We start from the raw sequence: 18,970 nt of genomic DNA on the forward strand, positions 1-18,970 counted from the left end.
TCCTGGCCTGCGGCAGGATGGATGCCACCTGGTACGTACGCTTCACTCGCGCCCGTATGCCAAGACAACCGCTGGAGACACCTGGTGAGTTCCCCAGATCCGCAGGTTCGCGCAGCGCGAAACCACTCAACCCCGGCCGGCGCGCGCGGGCCCGTCGTGGCCGTGACCGGCGCCGCGACCGGGATCGGCGCGCTGCTGACCGAGCGGCTCGCCGCGTCGGAGGAGGTCAAGCAGGTCGTCGCCATCGACGAGCGGCGCGGCGATTGCGACGCGGCGACGTGGCACATCCTCGACGTCCGTGACCCGGCGATCGCCGACAAGCTGCGCGGCGCGGACGTCGTGGTCCACCTCGCGCTCGACCTCGACCTGGGGAGTGACGCCGCCGCCCGGACGGCCTACAACGTGCGCGGCACGCAGACCGTGCTGACGGCCGCCGCGGCGGCCGGGGTGCACCGGGTGGTGCTGTGCACCTCCGCGATGGTCTACGGCGCGCTCGAGGACAACGAGCTGCCCCTCTCGGAGGACGCGGAGCTGCGGGCCACGGCGGAGGCGACCGGCGTCGGGGACCTCCTGGAAATCGAACGGCTGGCCCGGCGCGCGCCCCGGGCGCATCCGGGGCTCAACGTCACCGTGGTGCGGCCGGCGGTGCTGGTCGGCGGTACGGACACCGCGCTGACGCGGTACTTCGAGTCGCCGCGGCTGCTCGTCGTCGCCGGATCGCGGCCCGCCTGGCAGTTCTGCCATGTCGAGGACCTGGTGAGCGCCCTGGAGTACGCCGTCCTGGAGAAGGTCGACGGCGAGCTGGCCGTCGGCTGCGACGGATGGCTGGAGCAGGAGGAGGTCGAGGAGCTCAGCGGGATCCGGCGCATGGAGCTGCCCTCGGCGGTCGCGCTGGGCGCCGCCGCCCGGCTGCACCGGATCGGGCTGACGCCGTCCCCCGCCGGTGACCTGGCCTACACGATGTACCCCTGGGTGGTGAGCGGGAGCCGGCTGCACGACGCGGGGTGGCGGCCGGGGTGGACCAATGAGGAGGTCCTCGCGCAGCTGCTGGAGGAGGTGGCCGGGCGGCACACCGTCGTCGGCCGGCGGCTCGGGCGCAAGGACGCCACCGCGGCGGGTGCGGCGGGTGCGACGGTCGCTCTGCTGGGTGCGGCGGCCGTGGTGCGGCGGGCCCGGAAGGCCCGGCGGCGGTGAGTCCGGGGGTGCGCGGGGCGCTTTTTTCGCCCCCGCCGCCCCTTCCCCTCCCCCTTCCTCTCCCTGGAAGGGGAAGAGGCCCCGGACCCCCTTTCGGCCCTGAACGGGCCCCGTTCTCGAACGCCGGACGGGTCGACTTTGGAGGTCGCTCCAAAGTGGCACGCGTGTGTGCCGGGTGATCACGGTATTTCGCCTGCTTCCCGGGGTGCGGCACGATGGGGGTATGGCAGCCATCGACGACCATCCCGGCGAGCGGGCAGCGCAGGATCCCATCAAGCTGATCGCCGTCCGTGACACCGCGCTCTCCCTGGACGAGGTCTTCAGGGCCGTCGGGGACGACGCGGCGGGCGGGATCGCGCTCTTCGTGGGCACGGTGCGCAACCACGACGGCGGCGCCGACGTCGACGCCCTCGGGTACTCCTGCCATCCCGGCGCGGAGGCGGAGATGCGGCGGGTCGCGGAGAAGGTCGTCGCCGAGTACCCGGTGCGGGCGCTGGCCGCGGTGCACCGGGTCGGCGACCTGGGGGTCGGTGATCTCGCCGTCGTGGTCGCCGTCTCGTGTCCGCACCGCGGCGAGGCCTTCGAGGCCTGCCGCAAGCTGATCGACGATCTCAAGCACGAAGTGCCCATCTGGAAGCACCAGAAGTTCTCGGACGGTACCGACGAATGGGTCGGAGCCTGCTGAATCCCCTCCGGTTGCGTAACCGCACCCCTGCCGTGAGCGTTGTCGGTGCGGATGGTTAATCTGCTGATCTGTCAGTTGTGGTGGCTCATAGGGGTTGGGAGGTCGGCATGGCGGCACTCGTCTGGTTGCTGATTCCGCTTGTCGCCGCTATCGGCGCCGGTCTGTGGGGCACTTGGGCCAACCGGACCCGCAAGGCCCGCAGCGACGGCCCTGAGCTGGACGGATATGCCCGCTTCCGGGCGGCCATGGAGAAGCCCCACTCGCGTACGTGACCCAGGTGGCAGCCCTGACGGTGCGCTGACAGAAGCGTCCCGTACTGTCGAGACATGCCACGCCGCACCGCGACGATGCTCGCCTCCACCCTGATGCTGATCGCGCTCCTGTGTGCGGGCGTACTCATCCCCGTGCCGTACGCGGAGATGTCCCCCGGGCCGACGGTGAACACCCTGGGCGATCACGGCGGCGAGCCGGTGCTCCAGATCTCCGGGCGCAAGACCTACACGACCAGCGGTCACCTGAACATGACCACCGTGCGGGTCACCAGCGCCGACTACCGGATGAACCTGGTCGAGGCCGTCTACGGCTGGCTCGCGCACGACAACAAGGTCGTGCCGCACGACACGCTGTACCCGGACGGCAAGACCGAGGAGCAGTCCACCCAGGAGAACGCCGAGGAGTTCAGCCAGTCCCAGGAGAGCGCCAAGGTCGCCGCCCTGGAGGAGCTGGACATCCCGGTGACGTCCTGGGTGATCGTCTCGACGGTGGTGAAGGGCTCCCCGGCGGAGGGCCGGCTGCACGCCGGTGACGTGATCAAGGCCGTGGACGGCACCGCGGTGAAGGAGCCTGGCGACGTCGCGAAGCTGGTGACCAAGCACAAGGCGGGGGAGAAGGTCGTCTTCCGCATCGTCCCGGCGAAGGACCAGGCGGCCGCCGAGAAGGCGAACAAGACGGCGACCAAGACCCAGGACGTCACCATCACGACCGCGACCTCCGACGACAGCGGCGAGAAGCGGGCCATCGTCGGGATCTCGGCCGGGACCGACCACACCTTCCCGTTCACCATCGACATCAAGCTCGCCGACGTCGGCGGCCCGAGTGCCGGTCTGATGTTCGCGCTCGGCATCTACGACAAGCTCACCCCGGGCAGCCTGACCGGCGGCAAGTTCGTCGCCGGCACCGGCACCATCGACGACGCCGGCAAGGTCGGGCCGATCGGCGGCATCGAGATGAAGACGGTCGGCGCGCGCAGTCAGGGCGCCCAGTACTTCCTGACCCCCGCGGAGAACTGCGCGGCCGCCGCCAAGGACACCCCCTCGGGGCTCAGGCTCGTCAAGGTGAACACCATCGACGACGCCCTCGACGCCCTCAAGGACATCCGTGGCGGCGACACCGCGGACCTGCCGAAGTGCACGAAGTAGCCGGAGGGGCTACTCCGCGAACGTCACCGACAACGCCTCGGCGAGGCCCGGCACCAGACCCGCCCCGGTGAGGACCTCCGTCGGGGCGTCCTTCTCGCGCAGCCGGAGGGCCGAGTCGCGGGTGCCGTCCCGCAGGACACCGACCGTGATCCGGACCTCCTGGCGGTCAGGGTGCTCCGCGACCCACTTCGTGAGCTTCTTGTCGCTCAGGCCCTGCGGGACCTGAGCCTCGGCGGACGGGGGCAGCATCAGACGCTCCACGGTGAGGGCGCAGCCGACCACCGCGTCGGGCCAGGCGATCGTGGCGAGGAACTCGTCGAGCGGCTTGTCCGTTGGCACTTCGTCCTGCTCGATCGGGGTGAGACCGGTGGTCTCGGGCTCGTCCTGAAGGCCGAGCTGGGCGGCGAGCGACGGTTCCTGCGTTCGCAGCCGAGCGGTGTCTACGAGGGCGAAAAGGCGGGCGGGCTGGTCCCAGCCGAGGCCGGAGGCGTACTCGTCGATCTCGAGTACGGCCCGGGTGAGCGGGCTCGCCGCCATGGGAGTGTTGGACATGGTCACAATCCTGCCTCGTTCAGGGGTGGAATCGGGAACCGAGTAAACGGTGAGTAAGTTGCATAGGTGTGGGCCCCCGATCACCGGGGGCCGCGAACGGTCCACGAACACGCGGGCCTGATGGATCAACTGCGACTTTCGAGGTGCGCACCTTGGCTTTCCAGATGCCGGACCGCGGCGGAGGCCCCACGGGGCCGCGGATCAGAGTGGGCCGCCCGTCCCGGCGCGTCCGGACCCTGCTCATGACGCTGGGCGTCCTAGCCGTGATCGGCATGGCGTTCACGATGTTCGCGGGGTTCTGGACGGACTGGCTCTGGTACCGCTCGGTGAACTACTCGTCGGTCTTCACGACCACGTTGTGGACCAAGATCGGGCTGTTCTTCGTCTTCGGCCTGCTGATGGCCCTCGCGGTCGGCTTCAACATCTGGCTGGCGCACCGGCTGCGGCCGCCGCTCAGCGCGATGTCGGTGGAGCAGCAGAGCCTCGACCGCTACCGCATGGGCATCGCGCCGTACAAGACATGGCTGCTGCTCGGCATCACCGCCCTGGTCGGCCTGATCGCGGGCGCCTCGGCGGCGGGTCAGTGGCGGACCTGGCTGATGTGGGTCAACGGCGTGCCCTTCCACCAGAAGGACCCGCAGTTCCACCTCGACGTGTCCTTCTTCGCGTTCGACCTGCCCTGGTACCGGTTCCTGCTCGGCTTCGGCTTCGCCGCCACGATCCTCTCGCTGATCGCCGCCGCGCTCACCCACTACCTGTACGGCGGGCTGCGCGTCACCAGCCCGGGCGCGCGCGCCACCGCCGCGGCCACCGGCCATCTGTCGGTGCTGCTGGGCATCTTCGTCACGCTGAAGGCGGTCGCCTACTGGCTGGACCGTTACGGCCTGGCCGTGAAGTCCAGCGACTTCAAGGCGACGGACAACTGGACGGGCCTGCGGTACGTCGACGCCAACGCCTACCTGCCGGCCAAGACGATCCTGTTCTGCATCGCCGTCATCTGCGCCCTGCTGTTCTTCGCCACCCTGTGGCGACGCACCTGGCAGCTGCCGGTGATCGGCTTCGGCCTGATGGTGCTCTCGGCGATCCTCATCGGCGGGCTGTACCCGGCGATCGTCCAGAAGTTCCAGGTCCAGCCGAACGAGCAAGCCAAGGAAGCCCCGTACGTCGAGAAGAACCTCAAGGCGACACGTGAGGCGTACGGCATCGACGGCGCGCAGGTCACCGAGTACTCGGGTACCAGCACCACCAAGGACAAGACGACGCTGCGCGACGACGTCGACGCCACGGCGAGCATCCGCGTCCTGGACCCGAACATCGTCTCCCCGACGTACCAGCAGCTCCAGCAGATGCGGAAGTACTACGCGTTCCCGACCAACTTGGACGTGGACCGCTACAACGTGAACGGCGCCGACCAGGACACCGTCATCGGTCTGCGCGAGCTGAACCTCGCGGGCGTGGACAAGCAGAACTGGATCAACAACCACTTCCGCTACACCCACGGCTACGGCGTGGTCGCCGCCAGGGGCACCACCTCCGACGCCGAGGGCCGCCCGCTCTTCACCGAGTCCAACCTGCCCTCCGAGGGCGACCTGGGCACGTACCAGCAGCGGATCTACTACGGCGAGAAGACGACCGCGTACTCGATCGTCGGCGGTCCCCAGAAGGAGATCGACTACTCCGACGACGCCGGTGAGAAGACCACCAGCTACACCGGCAAGAGCGGGGTCAACCTCTCCAACCCGATCAACCGGGCCGCGTACGCGGTGTCGTTCGGTGAACCGCAGATCCTGTACTCCGGCGCCATCGGCGAGGGTTCGCGGATCCTGTACAACCGCACGCCCAAGGAGCGCGTCGAGGCGGTCGCCCCGTGGCTGACCATCGACGGCGACGCCTACCCGGCCGTCGTCAACCACAAGATCCAGTGGATCGTCGACGCGTACACGACGACGAACGGCTACCCGTACGCCTCCCGTACGACCCTCGGTGACACCACGGCCGACTCGCTGACCGCGACCAACGACAACCGCGCGGTGGTGGCCCAGCAGAACCAGGTCAACTACATCCGCAACTCGGTGAAGGCGACCGTCGACGCGTACACCGGCGAGGTCAAGCTCTACCAGTGGGACACCAAGGACCCGGTCCTGAAGACCTGGATGAAGGCGTTCCCGGGCACGGTGAAGTCCAAGTCGTCCATCTCGACCGACCTGATGGCCCATCTCCGGTACCCGCAGGACCTGTTCAAGGTCCAGCGCGAGCTGCTCACCCGCTACCACGTGAAGGACGCGACGACGTTCCTCAGTGGCAGCGAGGTGTGGCAGGTGCCGGACGACCCGTCCAACAAGTCGGGTGACGCGGTCCCGCCGTACTACCTGAGCATGAAGATGCCGGACCAGAAGGCACAGGCGTTCTCGCTGACGACGACGTTCACGCCCAACGGCCGGGACAACCTCAGTGCGTTCATGGCGGTCGACTCCGAGGCGGGAACTCCCGACTACGGCAAGATCAGAGTTCTGAAACTGCCGACCAGTACGACCGTCGACGGACCCAAGCAGGTGCAGAGCCAGTTCAACTCCGAACAGGACATCGCCGAGTCCATCAGGCTCCTGAAGGGCGGCGACTCCGACATCGAGTACGGCAACCTGCTGACGGTGCCGCTCGACGGCGGTCTGCTGTACGTGGAGCCCGTCTATGTGCGCGGTGGCGGACTCAAGTACCCGCTCCTGAAGAAGGTGTTGGTGACCTACGGAGGCAACACCGCCTTCGAGGACACCCTGGACGAGGCCCTCAACAAGGTCTTCGGCGCGGAGGGCGCGACCCCGCCACCGGCGGACGAGGGCGGCGGTACGACCACACCGCCGACCACCTCCAACCCGACGGTCCGGGAGGCGTTGGCCGACGCCCAGAAGGCGTTCACGGCCGGCCAGGAGGCTCTGAAGAAACCCGACTGGGACGCGTACGCCAAGGCGCAGAAGGATCTCGAGGACGCGCTGAAGCGGGCCGAGGACGCGCAGGCCGAGGCCGACAAGGGCGCCAAGGCGAGCAGCAGCCCGAGCCCGACGAGTTCGGCGAGTCCTAGCGGTGGCTCCGGCGGCGGCTCCGGCGGCGGCTCCGGAGGAAGTACCGGTAGCAGTCCGAGTCCGAGTCCCAGTCCCAGCGGCTGATCTTGCCCACCCCGCGTCGTGATACGGTTGTGGAACACGACGCGGGGTGGAGCAGCTCGGTAGCTCGCTGGGCTCATAACCCAGAGGTCGCAGGTTCAAATCCTGTCCCCGCTACTGAATACGAAGGCCCGGATCCTGAAATGGATCCGGGCCTTCGTGGTGTGCGAACGCATGTGCCGGGGGGACTGGTGGCCGCGCCGCTGTGGGGAGTTGAGCTATCTGTGTTTGACTTGTCTCTCTGTGGGCATGTCGACAAAACGCTGAAGTGACCTTACGGGCCGCGGTATACCAGGTGTACCCGGGTTGCGGGTGGTGCGACGATGGACGTTATGGGGGACAAGGCAACTCTGTTCGAGACAGGGCGGTTTGTGCAGCCTTCCGGTGAGGAAGCGACCCCGGACGAGAGCCGGGACGAGACGGCGGACGCCGTCGAGACGGGGGAGGCCGTCGAGGAGATGAGCCTGCGGCTCGCGGCGCAAGCCGGCGATGTCGAGGCCGTCAGCGTCCTCGGGGCCATGTTGCTGCGCCGCGGTGACCTCGACGGAGCCGAGCCCCATCTGCGTGCCGCCACCGCGGAGGGCGACCGGGCCGCCGCCAACAACCTGGGCGTCCTGCTCCACCAGCGCGGTTACCCCGACGAGGCCGCCGGCTGGTGGCGGGTCGCCGCCGTCGCCGGTTCCGCCGCCGCCGCGCACGCCCTGGGCCGCTACCGCCGTGAGTGCGGCGACGAGCCGGCCGCCGAGTACTGGCTTCGCCAGGCCGCCGAGCAGGGGCACGCGCTGGGCGCGTACGCCCTCGCCGACCTGCTGGAGCACCGTGGGGACCCCGGGGCCGAGCAGTGGATGCGGGCAGCCGCCGAGCGGGGGCACCGGGAAGCGGCGTACCGGCTGGCCCGAGCCCTCGACCACCAGGAGTGCAGGGGCTCCCACACGGACGGCGACGCGGACGGGTGCGAACATGACAACGGTGTCATCGTTCGTGCGGAGGCCGAGCAGTGGTACCGCCAGGCCGCCGCGCGCGGACACCGGCGGGCCGCCCTGCACCTCGGGACGATCCTGGAGCGGCGCGGCGACCTGAAGGAGGCCGGACGCTGGTACCTGACGTCCGCCAAGGACGGCGAGGCACGGGCCGCCTGCGCGCTCGGTTTCCTGCTGCGCGACGCCGGCGACACCGAGAGCGCGGCGATCTGGTGGCTGCGGGCCGCGCAGGAGGGCGACGGCAACGCGGCGAACGCACTGGGCGCGCTGCACGCCGAGCGGGGACAGACCCAGACCGCCGAGCGCTGGTACCGGGCCGCGATGGACGCCGGGGACGACAACGGCGCCTACAACCTCGCCCTGCTCTGCGCCGAGCAGGGCCGCACCGTGCAGGCCGAGCAGTGGTACCGGCGCGCCGCCTACGCGGGGCACCGGGAGGCGGCCAACGCGCTGGCCATCCTGCTGCTCCAGGGCGGCGACACGGCCGGGGCCGAGCCCTGGTTCTCCAAGGCGGCGGAGGCGGGCAGCGTCGACGCCGCGTTCAACCTCGGGATCCTGTTCGCGGGGCGGGGCGAGGAGGCCGTCGCGCTGCGCTGGTACGAGCGGGCGGCGGCCGCCGGGCACACCGAGGCGGCGCTCCAGGTCGGGATCGCGCGCCTGCGCGACGGGGACGAGCAGGAGGCCGAGCGGCATCTGCGGTGCGCGGCCGGCGGCGGGAGCGCGGAGGCGGCGTACCGGCTGGCGGCCGTGCTGGACGCGCGGCGGCCGCCGCAGCCCGCGCACGAGCTCGGGGAGACCGTGCACGAGAAGACCGAGTGCGAGGAGTGGTACGAGCGGGCCGCGACCCAGGGACACCGGCGGGCACAGGTCCGGGTCGGGATGCTGGCCGCCGCGCGCGGGGACGTGGTGGAGGCGGCCCGGTGGTACCGGACGGCCGCGGAGGCCGGGTCGCGCAACGGCGCGTTCAACCTCGGACTGCTGCTCGCGCGCGAGGGGAGCGAGCCCGAGGCGGCTGTGTGGTGGACGCGGGCGGCCGACGCCGGGCACGGGCGGGCGGCGTTGCGGCTCGCCCTGGTCTACGCGCGTCGCGGTGAGCTGGCCGAGGGGCAGCGGTGGGCGGACCGGGCCGTGTCGCTGGGGCCGGGAGAGGTGGCCGAGCGGGCGGCTCGGTTGCGGGACGCGTTGCGGGAAGAGCTGTCCGCCTGACGGCGTCTGTAGCGGGGCGGGGGTGGGTGGGACCGGCGGCGGGTCCCGTACAGCGGTCTGTCGCCCCCGCCGCCCCTTCCCGTCCCGATCCGTCCTCGAGGGCTGCCGCCCCCCGCACCCGCTGTCGGCCCCGGGCGCTCGCTGTCGGCCCTGGCCGGGCCTCGTCCTCAAGCGCCGGACGGGCCGAGGCGGAGGCGTTCTGACCTGGAGCGACGGGTGGTGGTCAATGGATTTGCCTTTGTCCTTGGCCTTCACGTAACGTTGCATTCAACGGCGCGGGGTGGAGCAGCTCGGTAGCTCGCTGGGCTCATAACCCAGAGGTCGCAGGTTCAAATCCTGTCCCCGCTACTAAAGGCCGAGGGCCGGAATCCGAAAGGGTTCCGGCCCTCGGTCGTTTGCGGGCCCGCCGCGCCCCGCCGCGATGCGCGACAGGGTTCCCGCGTACGGGAAGGGCGTTACGCCGCCGCGCAGTTCGGGCAGATCCCGCGGTACGTCACCTCGACGTCCGAGACCGTGAAGCCGAAGCGCTCCGAGTCGGGGAGGTCGGCCAGCGGGTTGCCGCCCGGGTGGACGTCCTTGATCGCCCCGCACCGGGCGCAGACCAGGTGGTGGTGCGGGCGGTGCGCGTTCGGGTCGTACCGCTTGGCGCGCTTGTCGGTGGCGACCTCGAGCACCTCGCCGAGCGAGACCAGCTCGCCGAGCGTGTTGTAGACGGTCGCCCGCGAGATCTCGGGCAGCCGGACGACGGCCCTGGAGTGCACCTCGTCGGCGGTCAGGTGGACATGGTCACCGTCGAGCACCTCGGCCACGACGCGCCGTTGGGCGGTCATCCGCCATCCGCGTCCGCGCAGTCGTTCCAGGAGATCACTCATGGAATCAGCCTAGCAGCTACAGGGACCAGGTCCCGAACAGGTGTGACTTTAGATCTCTAATGGAATTGGATGAAGTCCACTGTAGGATCAAGTCGACAGAATCCACGGCGAGCGGCTGGAGGTCGCGGGGCAGGCCCTGCGCGGCCGACGGCACTGGACCGCTCGTCGTGGGCGAACGGGCCGGGCTCCCCTTCGGGGCCCGGCCCGCCCCTCCGCCTTCCGCAGCCTCGTTCGCTCAGGCCGGTACCTGCTGCCGCGCCGGCGCCCAGCAGCGGATGATGTCCCGGACCGACACGATGCCGGCCGGTTCGTCGCGGTCGAGGACGATCAGATGCCGGAAGCCGCCGTGGGCCATGGCTTGGGCCGCCTCCTCCAGGGTCCAGCTCGGAGCGGCGAAGACGACGTCGTTGGTGGTGTGGGCGTGGGTGCGTTCCGTGTCCGGATTCTGCCCCAGGGCCACGGAGTTGAGGATGTCCCGCTCGGTGAGGATGCCGATGCCGCCGGCGTCCGGGTCGAGGACGATGGCCGCGCCGACGCGGCGGGCGGACATCAGGGCGGCGGCCTGACGGAGGGTGTGTGCGGGGCCGATGGTGAGGACCACCGTGCTCATGGCGTCGCGGACGAGCATGGCTGGAGCCACCTCCTAAGAATCCACGGTTGTTCATGGATTCACAAGTTCACAAGTGGGGGGTGCTGTCAGCGTGGCAGGTAAAGCGGGGGTCAACAAGAGGGCGCGCGCAGCCAATTGAGGGCGCGCGCGCTCATGTGAGTCTCAGGCGGGTCTGTCAGTGGCGCTCGTTGAGGTAACCCAGCAGTTCCTCGTGGAGCAGGCCGTTCGACGCGGCCGCGTTGCCGCTGTGCGGACCCGGGCGGCCGTCGAGGCCCGTGAAGGTGCCGCCGGCCTCCGTCACGACGATCGCCGTGGCCGCCATGTCCCAGAGCGAGAGCTCGGGTTCGGCGCACAGGTCGATCGAGCCCTCGGCGACCATCATGTACGGCCAGAAGTCGCCGTACGCGCGCGTGCGCCACACCTCGCGGGTCAGGTCCAGGAAGCCGTTCAGGTGCCCGCGTTCCTCCCAGCCGGTCAGCGAGGAGTACGCGAAGGAGGCGTCCGAGAGTTCCGAGACCCGGGAGACGCGCAGCCGGGAGGCGGAGGTCAGGCTGCGGCCGGTGAAGGCGCCGTGTCCCTTCGCGGCCCACCAGCGACGGCCCAGCGCCGGGGCGGAGACCACGCCGACCACGGGCTGGTAACCCCCCTCGCCCGCCTCCGTCAGCGAGATGAGGGTGGCCCAGACGGGAACGCCCCGCACGTAGTTCTTCGTGCCGTCGATCGGGTCGATCACCCAGCGGCGGGGGCCGGTGCCCTGGACGCCGTACTCCTCGCCGAGGATCGCGTCGCGTGGACGGGCCCGCTGGAGCTGACCGCGGATCAGCTCCTCGGCGGCCTTGTCGGCCTCGCTCACCGGGGTCATGTCCGGTTTGGTCTCGACCTTGAGGTCGAGGGCCTTGAAACGGTCCATGGTCACGGCGTCGGCGGCGTCCGCGAGGACGTGCGCGAGTCGGAGGTCGTCGTGGTAGTCCGGCATGGGACGAACCGTATCCGCCGAAGGTGAGAACGGGCCACAGGGGACCGCGGGGTGGACGTGGAGAAGCCGTGGACACGGCCGGTGAACCATGGGCGGCCGCCGCGAACCCTTGACAGTGCCCCCGTCCGCGTCAAACCTGGGCGCAGAGCCGCTCGCCCCAGGGAGGCGATGATGCCTGCAGCGCGGGAATCCCTACTGGACGCCGCCTTCGAGGCGCTCGCACTACGGCCGTGGGCCGCGGTGCGGATGGTGGACGTCGCCGCGGCAGCCGGGGTGTCCCGGCAGACGCTGTACAACGAGTTCGGCAGCAAGGAGGGCCTGGCCCGGGCGCTCGTGAGGCGCGAGGCCGACGGCTACCTCGCCGGGGTCGAGCGGGCGCTGGCCGTGCACGGCGACGCCCGGGAGAGACTCACCGCCACCGCCGAGTGGACCACCTCCGCCGCCCGCGACAACGTCCTCGTCCGGGCCGTCCTCACCGGCTTCTGGAGCGAGCGGCTGCCCTCGCCGACGCTCTCGGCGGTGCCGTCCTCCTCCGCCGTGCCCGCCCAGCGCCGGGCCGACGGGCCGCTGCCCTCGCCCGGTGACCTGGTGGGCGCCGTCCGCGACCGGGCCGTGGCCGTGCTCTCCGGTCCCGGCGCCGTCCGGGCCGACGCCGCCGACCTGGCCCGCTCCTGCGAACTCGCCGTCCGGCTCGCCCTGTCCTGCGTGGCCGCGCCCCCGCCGGGTGAGGACGGCGTCGCGGAGCTGGTACGGGGGGCGCTCCAGCGGCATCCGGCCGACCGGCCGGGTCAGTGAGCCGACCCCGACAGCTGGAGCCCGATCACTCCTATGATCACCAGGCTGATCGAGACGAGCTTCAGGACCGACACCAGGTCGCCCAGGAAGACCATGCCGTAGATCGCGGTGCCCGCCGCGCCGATACCCGTCCACACGGCGTAGGCGGGGCCCACGTCGAGCTTCTTCAGGGAGAGGGTCAGCAGACCGAAGCTCCCCAGGGCGAAGGCGCAGAAGGCGATGGTGGGCCAGAGCCTCGTGAAGCCGTGGGACAGCTTGAGGCACACGGCGAAACCGGTCTCGAGCAATCCGGCCACGACGACCAGCAGCCACGCCATGTGCTGTCCCTCCGTTCGCCCGGCCCGGTCCGGCTCCGGCTCGGTGCGATTATGCACTTACCGGGCCCGGGGGGACGCAAACAACGCGGTGGTCAGCGGGTGGATCAGCCGCTGGTCAGCCGGTGGATCAGTCGCCTTCCGTGCGCTCACGGGTGGCGAGCAGGCGGCGCAGGGAGTAGAGCCGCGCCGGATCGGCATGACCCTCGGCCACCCACGCGTCCAGCGCGCAGTCCTTCTCGTCGTGACTGCACGCGCGCGGGCAGCCCTCCGTGCCCGGCACCAGGTCGGGGAAGGCGAGGACCACCCGGGACGGGTCGACGTGGTGCAGGCCGAAGGACCGCACGCCCGGGGTGTCGATCACCCAGTCGTCCGTGCCCGCCAGGGGCAGGGCCAGCGCCGAGGTCGTGGTGTGGCGGCCGCGGCCGGTCACCGCGTTCACATGGCCGGTCACCCGTCGCCGCTCCTCCGGGACCAGCGCGTTGACCAGGGTCGTCTTCCCGACGCCCGAGTGACCGACGAACGCCGTGATCCGCCCGGCCAGGAACGCCCGCACCCGGTCCGCCGCGTCGCCGTTCTCCAGCTCGTCGCGGCTGGTGACGACGTACGGGATGTCGAGATGGCCGTACAGCTCCAGCAGCTTGTCCGGCGAGGCCAGGTCCGACTTCGTCATGACCAGCAGGGGGGCGAGGCCGGCGTCGAAGGCCGCCACCAGGCAGCGGTCGATCAGACGCGGGCGGGGCTCGGGGTCGGCGAGGGCGGTGACCACGGCGAGCTGGTCGGCGTTGGCCACGACGACGCGCTCGTAGGGGTCGTCGTCGTCCGCGGTGCGGCGCAGTGCCGAGGTGCGCTTCTCGATGCGGACGATACGGGCCAGGGTGTCCTTCTTGCCGGACAGGTCGCCGACGATCGCGACCCGGTCGCCCACGATCGCGGCCTTGCGGCCCAGCTCGCGGGCCTTCATCGCCATCACGATCCGGTCGTCGACCAGGCAGGTCAGCCGGCCCCGGTCGACGGTGAGGACCATGCCCTCGGCGGCGTCCTCGTGCTTGGGGCGGATGTGCGTGCGAGGTCGGTTGCCCTTGCGGTTCGGGCGGCTGCGGATGTCGTCCTCGTCGGTGTTCTTGCTGTAGCGGCGCATGGCGAAAGTCCCTATACCCCGAGCATTCCGGTCCACAGTTCCGGGAAGTCCGGCAGGGTCTTCGCCGTCGTCGCCACGTTCTCGATCTGCACGCCCTCCACCGCCAGGCCGATGATCGCGCCGGCCGTCGCCATGCGGTGGTCGTCGTAGGTGTGGAAGATCCCGCCGTGCAGCCGGCGCGGGCGGATGTGCAGACCGTCGGCGGTCTCCGTCACATCACCGCCGAGCTCGTTGATCTCCTTCGTCAGCGCGGCCAGCCGGTCCGTCTCGTGCAGGCGCAGGTGGGACACGCCCCGCAGGGTGGACGGGGAGTCCGCGAGGGCGGCGACCGCCGCGATGCCCGGGGTCAGCTCGCCGACGTCGCCCAGATCGACGTCGATGCCGTGGATCGAGCCCGAGCCGGTGAAGACCAGGCCGTAGTCGGCCAGTTCACAGGAACCGCCCATCTCGGTGAAGATCTCGCGCAGCCGGTCACCCGGCTGGGTGGTGCGGGCCGGCCAGTCCGGGATCAGCACCCGGCCGCCCGTCACCAGCGCCGCCGCCAGGAACGGCTGGGCGTTGGACAGATCCGGCTCGATCGTCAGGTCCCGGCCCAGCAGGGCGCCCGGGGTGACCCGCCAGACGTTCGGCTCGCCGCCCGACTCCGGGGTGTCCACCTGCGCGCCGACCGCGCGCAGCATGTCGACCGTCATCCGGATGTGCGGTACGGAGGGCAGCGTGGCGCCGGTGTGGCGGACCTCCACGCCCTGGTTGAAGCGGGGGGCCGACAGGAGCAGGGCCGACACGAACTGGGACGAGGACGAGGCGTCGATCTCCACCGTCCCGCCGTCCAGCGCGCCTCCGCCGTGCACGGTCAGCGGCAGCGTGCCGCGGCCGTCGTCGTCGATCCGGGCACCGAGGACCCGCAGCGCGTCGACCACGCCGTTCAGGGGTCGCTCGTACGAGCGCGGGTCGCCGTCGAAGTGGACGGGGCCGTCGGCGAGGGCGGCGACCGGCGGCAGGAAGCGCATCACCGTGCCCGCGTTGCCGACGTCGACCGTGGCAGGTCCGCGCAGCCCCGCGGGGAGGATCCGCCAGGCCTCGCCGGTCCCGTCGGGGCTCCCCGCGCCGGAGGAGCTGGACGACACGGTCTCCTCGATGCCGACGCCCATCTGGCGCAGGGCGCCCGCCATCAGCAGGGTGTCGCGGGAGCGCAGGGGGCGGCGCAGCCAGCCGGGCTCGGAGGCGAGGGAGGCGAGGACCAGGGCACGGTTGGTGACGGACTTGGACCCCGGCACGTGGACCGTCGCGGCGACGGCCTCGCTCGCGTGCGGGGCGGGCCAGAGGGCGGTGTGGGCGGGGTTCGGGGCCATGGGCCCCACTTTAGTGGTCGGCCGTGCATCGGGTGCGGCGCCGTCGGGCCCGGCCGTGCCCCGGTGCGGAGCCGCGGAGGTCACCCTCCCGCACCCCCGTGACGTGCCGCTCCGGAGCTGCCTCACAGCCCCAGCAGCCACCGGCCCCCGCCCAGCAGGGCGCACAGGCTCACCGCGTGGAACAGGAACAGCCACAGGCCCGCCGGTACGTGGGTCAGCCGGGACAGCTGGTCCGCGTCGGAGTCGCCCGCGCCGCCGCGTGAGCGCTTCGCCTGGAGCTCGAAGGCCGGGCGGACCCCGCCCAGCAGCAGGAACCACACCACCGCGTACGCGAAGGCCGCCTGCACCTGCGGTCCCGCCAGCCAGGACACCAGCAGGAAGGTGCCGCCGGTGAGGACCACCGTGAGGGCGCCGTACGCGTTGCGGATCATCACCAGCATCACGACCAGCAGGGCCGTGGCCGCCCACAGCAGCAGGGTGATGCGGCCGGCCCCGAGGAGGGCGGCGCCGCCCAGGCCGAGCAGCGGGGGAGCGGTGTAGCCGGCCGCCGCGGTGAGGATCATGCCGAGGCCGTGCGGCTTGCCCCGGCTGAGGGTCAGGCCACTGGTGTCGGAGTGCAACCGGATCCCGGTCAGCTGTCGGCCGGTCAGCAGCGCGACCAGGCCGTGACCACCCTCGTGGGCGATGGTGATGGCGTTGCGCGATATCCGCCACAGGGTGTGCGGCACGACGACCGCGAGGGCGGCGACCGCGGTGGCCACCACCACCCACAGGTCGGGGTCGGACTGGGTGCCGACGAGGCGGTCCCACAGGTCGGGCAGCGCGAGGGCGGCGGTGCTCTCCATGTTTTCTGGTGGCTCCCTTTCGGCTCACGGAGTCTGGCAGTGTGGCACGTATGTGCGGACGGTATGCAGCGAGTCGCAGGCCCGAGGATCTCGCAGGAATCTTTGAGGTCGACAAGTGGGAGCCCGAGGAGGCCCTGGAGCCCGACTACAACGTGGCGCCGACCAAGGAGGTCTACGCCGTCCTCGACCGTCCGTTGAAGGACGCCGACGACCGGCGGCCGGTTCGGCAGCTGCGGAAGCTGAAGTGGGGACTGGTCCCCTCCTGGGCGAAGACCCCCGAGGGCGGCGCGCGGATGATCAACGCGCGCGCCGAGACCGTCCATGAGAAGCCCTCCTACCGCCGCGCCTTCGCCACCCGGCGCTGCGTCCTGCCCGCCGACGGCTACTACGAGTGGGTCACCGGCGTCCAGGAGCGGGACCTGGAGGTCGAGGGGAAGAGGAAGCGGCCGCGCAAGCAGCCCTACTTCGTGCTCCCGGCCGACGGCACGGTCTTCGCGATGGCCGGGCTGTACGAGTTCTGGCGGGACCGGACCCTGCCCGACGACCATCCGCGGGCCTGGTGGGTGACGTGCTCGGTGATCACGACCGAGGCGGAGACCTCCCCGCTCGCCGTGGCCCCCGCCGACGGCCCGCACGCCCTCGCCGACATCCACCCCCGGATGCCGCTGATGCTGACCCCGGACCGCTGGGACGCCTGGCTCGACCCGGCGCGGACGGACGTCGACGATCTCCGCTCGCTCCTCGAACCCCCGCCGACCGGGCTGATGCGCGCCTACCCGGTGTCCACGGCCGTCAGCAACGTCCGCAACAACGGCTCGGAGCTGCTGAAGGAGCTGGAGGGGCCCGAGGAGGGCACACTCTTCTGACGTGAGCAGCGAAACAGTGGTGAGCACCGAAACGGTGGAGACCGAGGCGGGTACCGCCCGCATCACCTGGCACCACGCCGAGAAGCCGAGGCTCGTCCTCGCCGTGAGCCATGGCGCCGGGGGCGGTGTCGAGGCCCGCGACCTCCGGGCGCTCGCCGCCGTGCTGCCCGGACGCGGGGTGAGCGTCGCTCTCGTCGAGCAGCCCTGGCGGGTGGCGGGCAAGAAGGTCGCGCCCGCGCCGAGGACCCTCGACGTCGGCTGGCGCGGGATCTGGCCGGCCGTCGTCGCGCCCGGGCTGCCGGTGATCTCGGGCGGCCGGTCGGCCGGCGCGCGGGTGGCCTGTCGTACGGCCACCGAGCTCGGTGCGCACGCCGTGCTCGCGCTGAGTTTCCCGCTCCACCCGCCGGGCAGGCCGGAGAAGTCCCGCGCTGACGAGCTGCTCGGGGCGGGGGTGCCGACCCTCGTGGTGCAGGGCGGCAACGACGCCTTCGGCAGGCCGGACGAGTTCCCCGCGGGCGGGTACGACCTCGTGGAGGTGCCGTACGGCGATCACGGGTTCGCGGTGCCCAAGCGGGCCGGGGTCACGCAGGAGGAGACGCTGGAGGTCGTCACCGCGGGAGTCGTGGGCTGGGTCGCGTCCCTCGGGTGAGGTGACGGGAGGGGAATGCGGAGGGGCCGGGCGCTGTTGAGGCGGACAGAAGTGCTGAACAACCGGCACCGACATCAGTGGGAGAGGAAGTCCGCCGCATGGGTTCGACCATCTGCCCGAGCCGCAGCAGCCGCACCGATCTGGAGTGGACGGTGCTGCACGCGGCCAGGACCGCTCCTATTGGAGCGGCGGCAGGCGCGGGTAGTCGTCTATCCTCCGATTCGAGTGGGATCGGTTTCGGTCCTACCCGCGATCTTGAGGAGGTGGGTCCGGTCACCGGTACCGACGCAGGGACCGACAACGGCCAGGCGGAGCTGCCCGAGGGCCAGGGCGTGAGCCAGGAGACGGGCGCGGAGTCCACCGCCGAGCGCAGCGCGCGCTTCGAGCGGGACGCGCTCGAGTTCCTCGACCAGATGTACTCGGCCGCGCTGCGCATGACGCGCAACCCGGCCGACGCCGAGGACCTGGTGCAGGAGACGTACGCGAAGGCGTACGCGTCCTTCCACCAGTTCCGTGAGGGCACCAACCTCAAGGCCTGGCTGTACCGGATCCTCACCAACACCTTCATCAACTCGTACCGCAAGAAGCAGCGTGAACCCCAGCGCAGCGCGGCCGAGGAGATCGAGGACTGGCAGTTGGCGCGTGCCGAGTCGCACATGTCCACCGGTCTGCGCTCCGCGGAGTCGCAGGCGCTGGACCACCTGCCCGACTCGGACGTGAAGGCGGCCCTTCAGGCCATCCCCGAGGAGTTCCGGATCGCCGTGTATCTCGCGGACGTAGAGGGCTTTGCGTACAAGGAGATCGCGGACATCATGGGGACACCCATCGGTACGGTGATGTCCCGGCTGCACCGGGGCCGCCGTCAACTGCGCGGCATGCTCGAGGACTACGCCCGTGAGCGTGGGTTGGTCCCGGCCGGTGCCGGAGAGTCGAACGAAGCGAAAGGTTCGGGCTCATGAGCTGCGGAGATCCGCACGAGACGGACTGCGGTGAGGTCCTCGACCACCTGTACGAGTACCTCGACAGCGAGATGCCTCCGCTGGACCGGGACAAGTTCCAGCACCACTTCGAGGAGTGCTCCCCCTGCCTGGAGAAGTACGGGCTGGAGGAGGCCGTGAAGAAGCTGGTCAAGCGGTGCTGCGGGAGTGACGACGTGCCGACCGACCTGCGCGCCAAGGTGATGGGCCGGATCGACCTGATCCGCTCCGGCCAGGCCGTCCCCGATCACGATGTGACGGCGACACCCCAGGAGAGCTGAGCCGGTTGCGGAAGGCCCACTTCCCGGAAGCCCGCTTCTGAAGCCCGCTTCCGGGACAGCCGCTTTCAGAAAGCGCTGCCGTCACTCGAATGTGCTAAT

19 protein-coding genes and 2 tRNA genes are annotated in these 18,970 nt (G+C 70.9%); 13 read left to right on the plus strand and 8 right to left on the minus strand.

The genetic code is table 11. The features are described from left to right. Nucleotides 1–84 precede the first annotated feature (84 nt). The 4 genes from ACFVYS_RS37070 to ACFVYS_RS37085 all read left to right on the plus strand — a co-directional run bounded on the left by ACFVYS_RS37070 (nucleotide 85) and on the right by ACFVYS_RS37085 (nucleotide 3,297). Nucleotides 85–1,194, plus strand: coding sequence for an SDR family oxidoreductase (locus ACFVYS_RS37070; protein ID WP_389509360.1), 1,110 nt, complete (start codon nucleotides 85–87; stop codon nucleotides 1,192–1,194). A gap of 223 nt (nucleotides 1,195–1,417) precedes the next feature. Continuing rightward, nucleotides 1,418–1,879 carry a molybdenum cofactor biosynthesis protein MoaE gene (locus ACFVYS_RS37075; RefSeq protein WP_389509362.1) on the plus strand — a complete coding sequence of 154 codons (462 nt, stop codon included), beginning with the start codon at nucleotides 1,418–1,420 and terminating at the stop codon, nucleotides 1,877–1,879. A gap of 107 nt (nucleotides 1,880–1,986) precedes the next feature. Next, nucleotides 1,987–2,151 carry a hypothetical protein gene (locus tag ACFVYS_RS37080; protein ID WP_200839799.1) on the plus strand — a complete coding sequence of 55 codons (165 nt, stop codon included), beginning with the start codon at nucleotides 1,987–1,989 and terminating at the stop codon, nucleotides 2,149–2,151. Between the two features lie 54 nt (nucleotides 2,152–2,205). Beyond that, nucleotides 2,206–3,297, plus strand: a complete 1,092-nt coding sequence (locus tag ACFVYS_RS37085; protein ID WP_389509364.1) for a PDZ domain-containing protein — start codon at nucleotides 2,206–2,208, stop codon at nucleotides 3,295–3,297. A 9-nt stretch (nucleotides 3,298–3,306) separates the two neighbouring features. On the opposite strand, the gene ACFVYS_RS37090 is transcribed toward ACFVYS_RS37085, so the two are convergent. After that, the gene (locus tag ACFVYS_RS37090; RefSeq protein WP_389509366.1) at nucleotides 3,307–3,849 is read right to left on the minus strand and encodes a PPA1309 family protein; all 543 of its coding nucleotides are present in this window, start codon (nucleotides 3,847–3,849) and stop codon (nucleotides 3,307–3,309) included. Between the two features lie 164 nt (nucleotides 3,850–4,013). Here ACFVYS_RS37090 and ACFVYS_RS37095 point away from each other — a divergent pair, with 164 nt between their 5' ends. The 4 genes from ACFVYS_RS37095 (at nucleotide 4,014) to ACFVYS_RS37110 (ending at nucleotide 9,541) form a co-directional block, all read left to right on the plus strand. Further along, nucleotides 4,014–7,010, plus strand: a complete 2,997-nt coding sequence (locus tag ACFVYS_RS37095) for a UPF0182 family protein (RefSeq protein WP_389509413.1) — start codon at nucleotides 4,014–4,016, stop codon at nucleotides 7,008–7,010. A gap of 40 nt (nucleotides 7,011–7,050) precedes the next feature. Then, nucleotides 7,051–7,124, plus strand: a tRNA-Met gene (locus ACFVYS_RS37100). A gap of 206 nt (nucleotides 7,125–7,330) precedes the next feature. After that, on the plus strand, nucleotides 7,331–9,193 hold the full coding sequence (locus ACFVYS_RS37105; RefSeq protein WP_389509368.1) for a tetratricopeptide repeat protein: 1,863 nt from the start codon (nucleotides 7,331–7,333) through the stop codon (nucleotides 9,191–9,193). Between the two features lie 274 nt (nucleotides 9,194–9,467). Then, nucleotides 9,468–9,541 (plus strand) — tRNA-Met (locus tag ACFVYS_RS37110). 107 nt (nucleotides 9,542–9,648) lie between these two features. Here ACFVYS_RS37110 and ACFVYS_RS37115 read toward each other — a convergent pair. The 3 genes from ACFVYS_RS37115 to hisN form a co-directional block, all read right to left on the minus strand. Then, nucleotides 9,649–10,065: a Fur family transcriptional regulator gene (locus ACFVYS_RS37115; RefSeq protein WP_028807000.1), complete on the minus strand. Its 417-nt coding sequence runs from the start codon at nucleotides 10,063–10,065 to the stop codon at nucleotides 9,649–9,651. A 235-nt stretch (nucleotides 10,066–10,300) separates the two neighbouring features. Further along, the gene (locus ACFVYS_RS37120; RefSeq protein WP_389509370.1) at nucleotides 10,301–10,693 is read right to left on the minus strand and encodes a cyclic nucleotide-binding/CBS domain-containing protein; all 393 of its coding nucleotides are present in this window, start codon (nucleotides 10,691–10,693) and stop codon (nucleotides 10,301–10,303) included. Between the two features lie 157 nt (nucleotides 10,694–10,850). Beyond that, nucleotides 10,851–11,651, minus strand: coding sequence for a histidinol-phosphatase (gene hisN / locus ACFVYS_RS37125; RefSeq protein ID WP_389509372.1), 801 nt, complete (start codon nucleotides 11,649–11,651; stop codon nucleotides 10,851–10,853). A 168-nt stretch (nucleotides 11,652–11,819) separates the two neighbouring features. On the opposite strand from hisN, the gene ACFVYS_RS37130 reads away from it, so the two are divergent. Beyond that, a complete protein-coding gene (locus tag ACFVYS_RS37130) occupies nucleotides 11,820–12,446 on the plus strand; it encodes a TetR/AcrR family transcriptional regulator (protein WP_389509374.1) in 627 nt (208 codons plus the stop codon). Here the strand turns inward: ACFVYS_RS37130 and ACFVYS_RS37135 are convergent. From ACFVYS_RS37135 to ACFVYS_RS37150, 4 genes are all read right to left on the minus strand, one after another. Continuing rightward, a complete protein-coding gene (locus ACFVYS_RS37135; RefSeq protein ID WP_057603330.1) occupies nucleotides 12,440–12,763 on the minus strand; it encodes a multidrug efflux SMR transporter in 324 nt (107 codons plus the stop codon). The two genes, ACFVYS_RS37130 and ACFVYS_RS37135, sit on opposite strands and share 7 nt — an antisense overlap. A gap of 127 nt (nucleotides 12,764–12,890) precedes the next feature. After that, nucleotides 12,891–13,901, minus strand: coding sequence for a ribosome small subunit-dependent GTPase A (rsgA, locus tag ACFVYS_RS37140; protein WP_142266105.1), 1,011 nt, complete (start codon nucleotides 13,899–13,901; stop codon nucleotides 12,891–12,893). Between the two features lie 11 nt (nucleotides 13,902–13,912). Beyond that, nucleotides 13,913–15,253, minus strand: coding sequence for a 3-phosphoshikimate 1-carboxyvinyltransferase (gene aroA, locus ACFVYS_RS37145; RefSeq protein WP_389509376.1), 1,341 nt, complete (start codon nucleotides 15,251–15,253; stop codon nucleotides 13,913–13,915). A 122-nt stretch (nucleotides 15,254–15,375) separates the two neighbouring features. After that, nucleotides 15,376–16,098, minus strand: coding sequence for a M50 family metallopeptidase (locus tag ACFVYS_RS37150; RefSeq protein WP_389509378.1), 723 nt, complete (start codon nucleotides 16,096–16,098; stop codon nucleotides 15,376–15,378). Between the two features lie 50 nt (nucleotides 16,099–16,148). On the opposite strand from ACFVYS_RS37150, the gene ACFVYS_RS37155 reads away from it, so the two are divergent. The 4 genes from ACFVYS_RS37155 to rsrA all read left to right on the plus strand — a co-directional run bounded on the left by ACFVYS_RS37155 (nucleotide 16,149) and on the right by rsrA (nucleotide 18,871). Beyond that, nucleotides 16,149–16,964 (plus strand): SOS response-associated peptidase, encoded by an 816-nt coding sequence (locus tag ACFVYS_RS37155; RefSeq protein ID WP_389509380.1) that lies wholly within the window; start codon nucleotides 16,149–16,151, stop codon nucleotides 16,962–16,964. A gap of 1 nt (nucleotide 16,965) precedes the next feature. Next, nucleotides 16,966–17,613, plus strand: a complete 648-nt coding sequence (locus ACFVYS_RS37160; protein ID WP_389509382.1) for an alpha/beta family hydrolase — start codon at nucleotides 16,966–16,968, stop codon at nucleotides 17,611–17,613. A 98-nt stretch (nucleotides 17,614–17,711) separates the two neighbouring features. After that, the gene (locus tag ACFVYS_RS37165) at nucleotides 17,712–18,572 is read left to right on the plus strand and encodes a sigma-70 family RNA polymerase sigma factor (RefSeq protein ID WP_389509384.1); all 861 of its coding nucleotides are present in this window, start codon (nucleotides 17,712–17,714) and stop codon (nucleotides 18,570–18,572) included. Next, complete coding sequence (rsrA, locus tag ACFVYS_RS37170) at nucleotides 18,569–18,871, plus strand: mycothiol system anti-sigma-R factor (protein WP_389509386.1); 303 nt, start codon at nucleotides 18,569–18,571, stop codon at nucleotides 18,869–18,871. The genes ACFVYS_RS37165 and rsrA overlap by 4 nt, the downstream gene beginning before the upstream one ends. The last annotated feature ends 99 nt before the right edge of the window (nucleotides 18,872–18,970 follow it).

The organism is Streptomyces sp. NPDC058295, assembly GCF_042880655.1.
Taxonomy (GTDB): Bacteria; Actinomycetota; Actinomycetes; order Streptomycetales; family Streptomycetaceae; genus Streptomyces; species Streptomyces coriariae.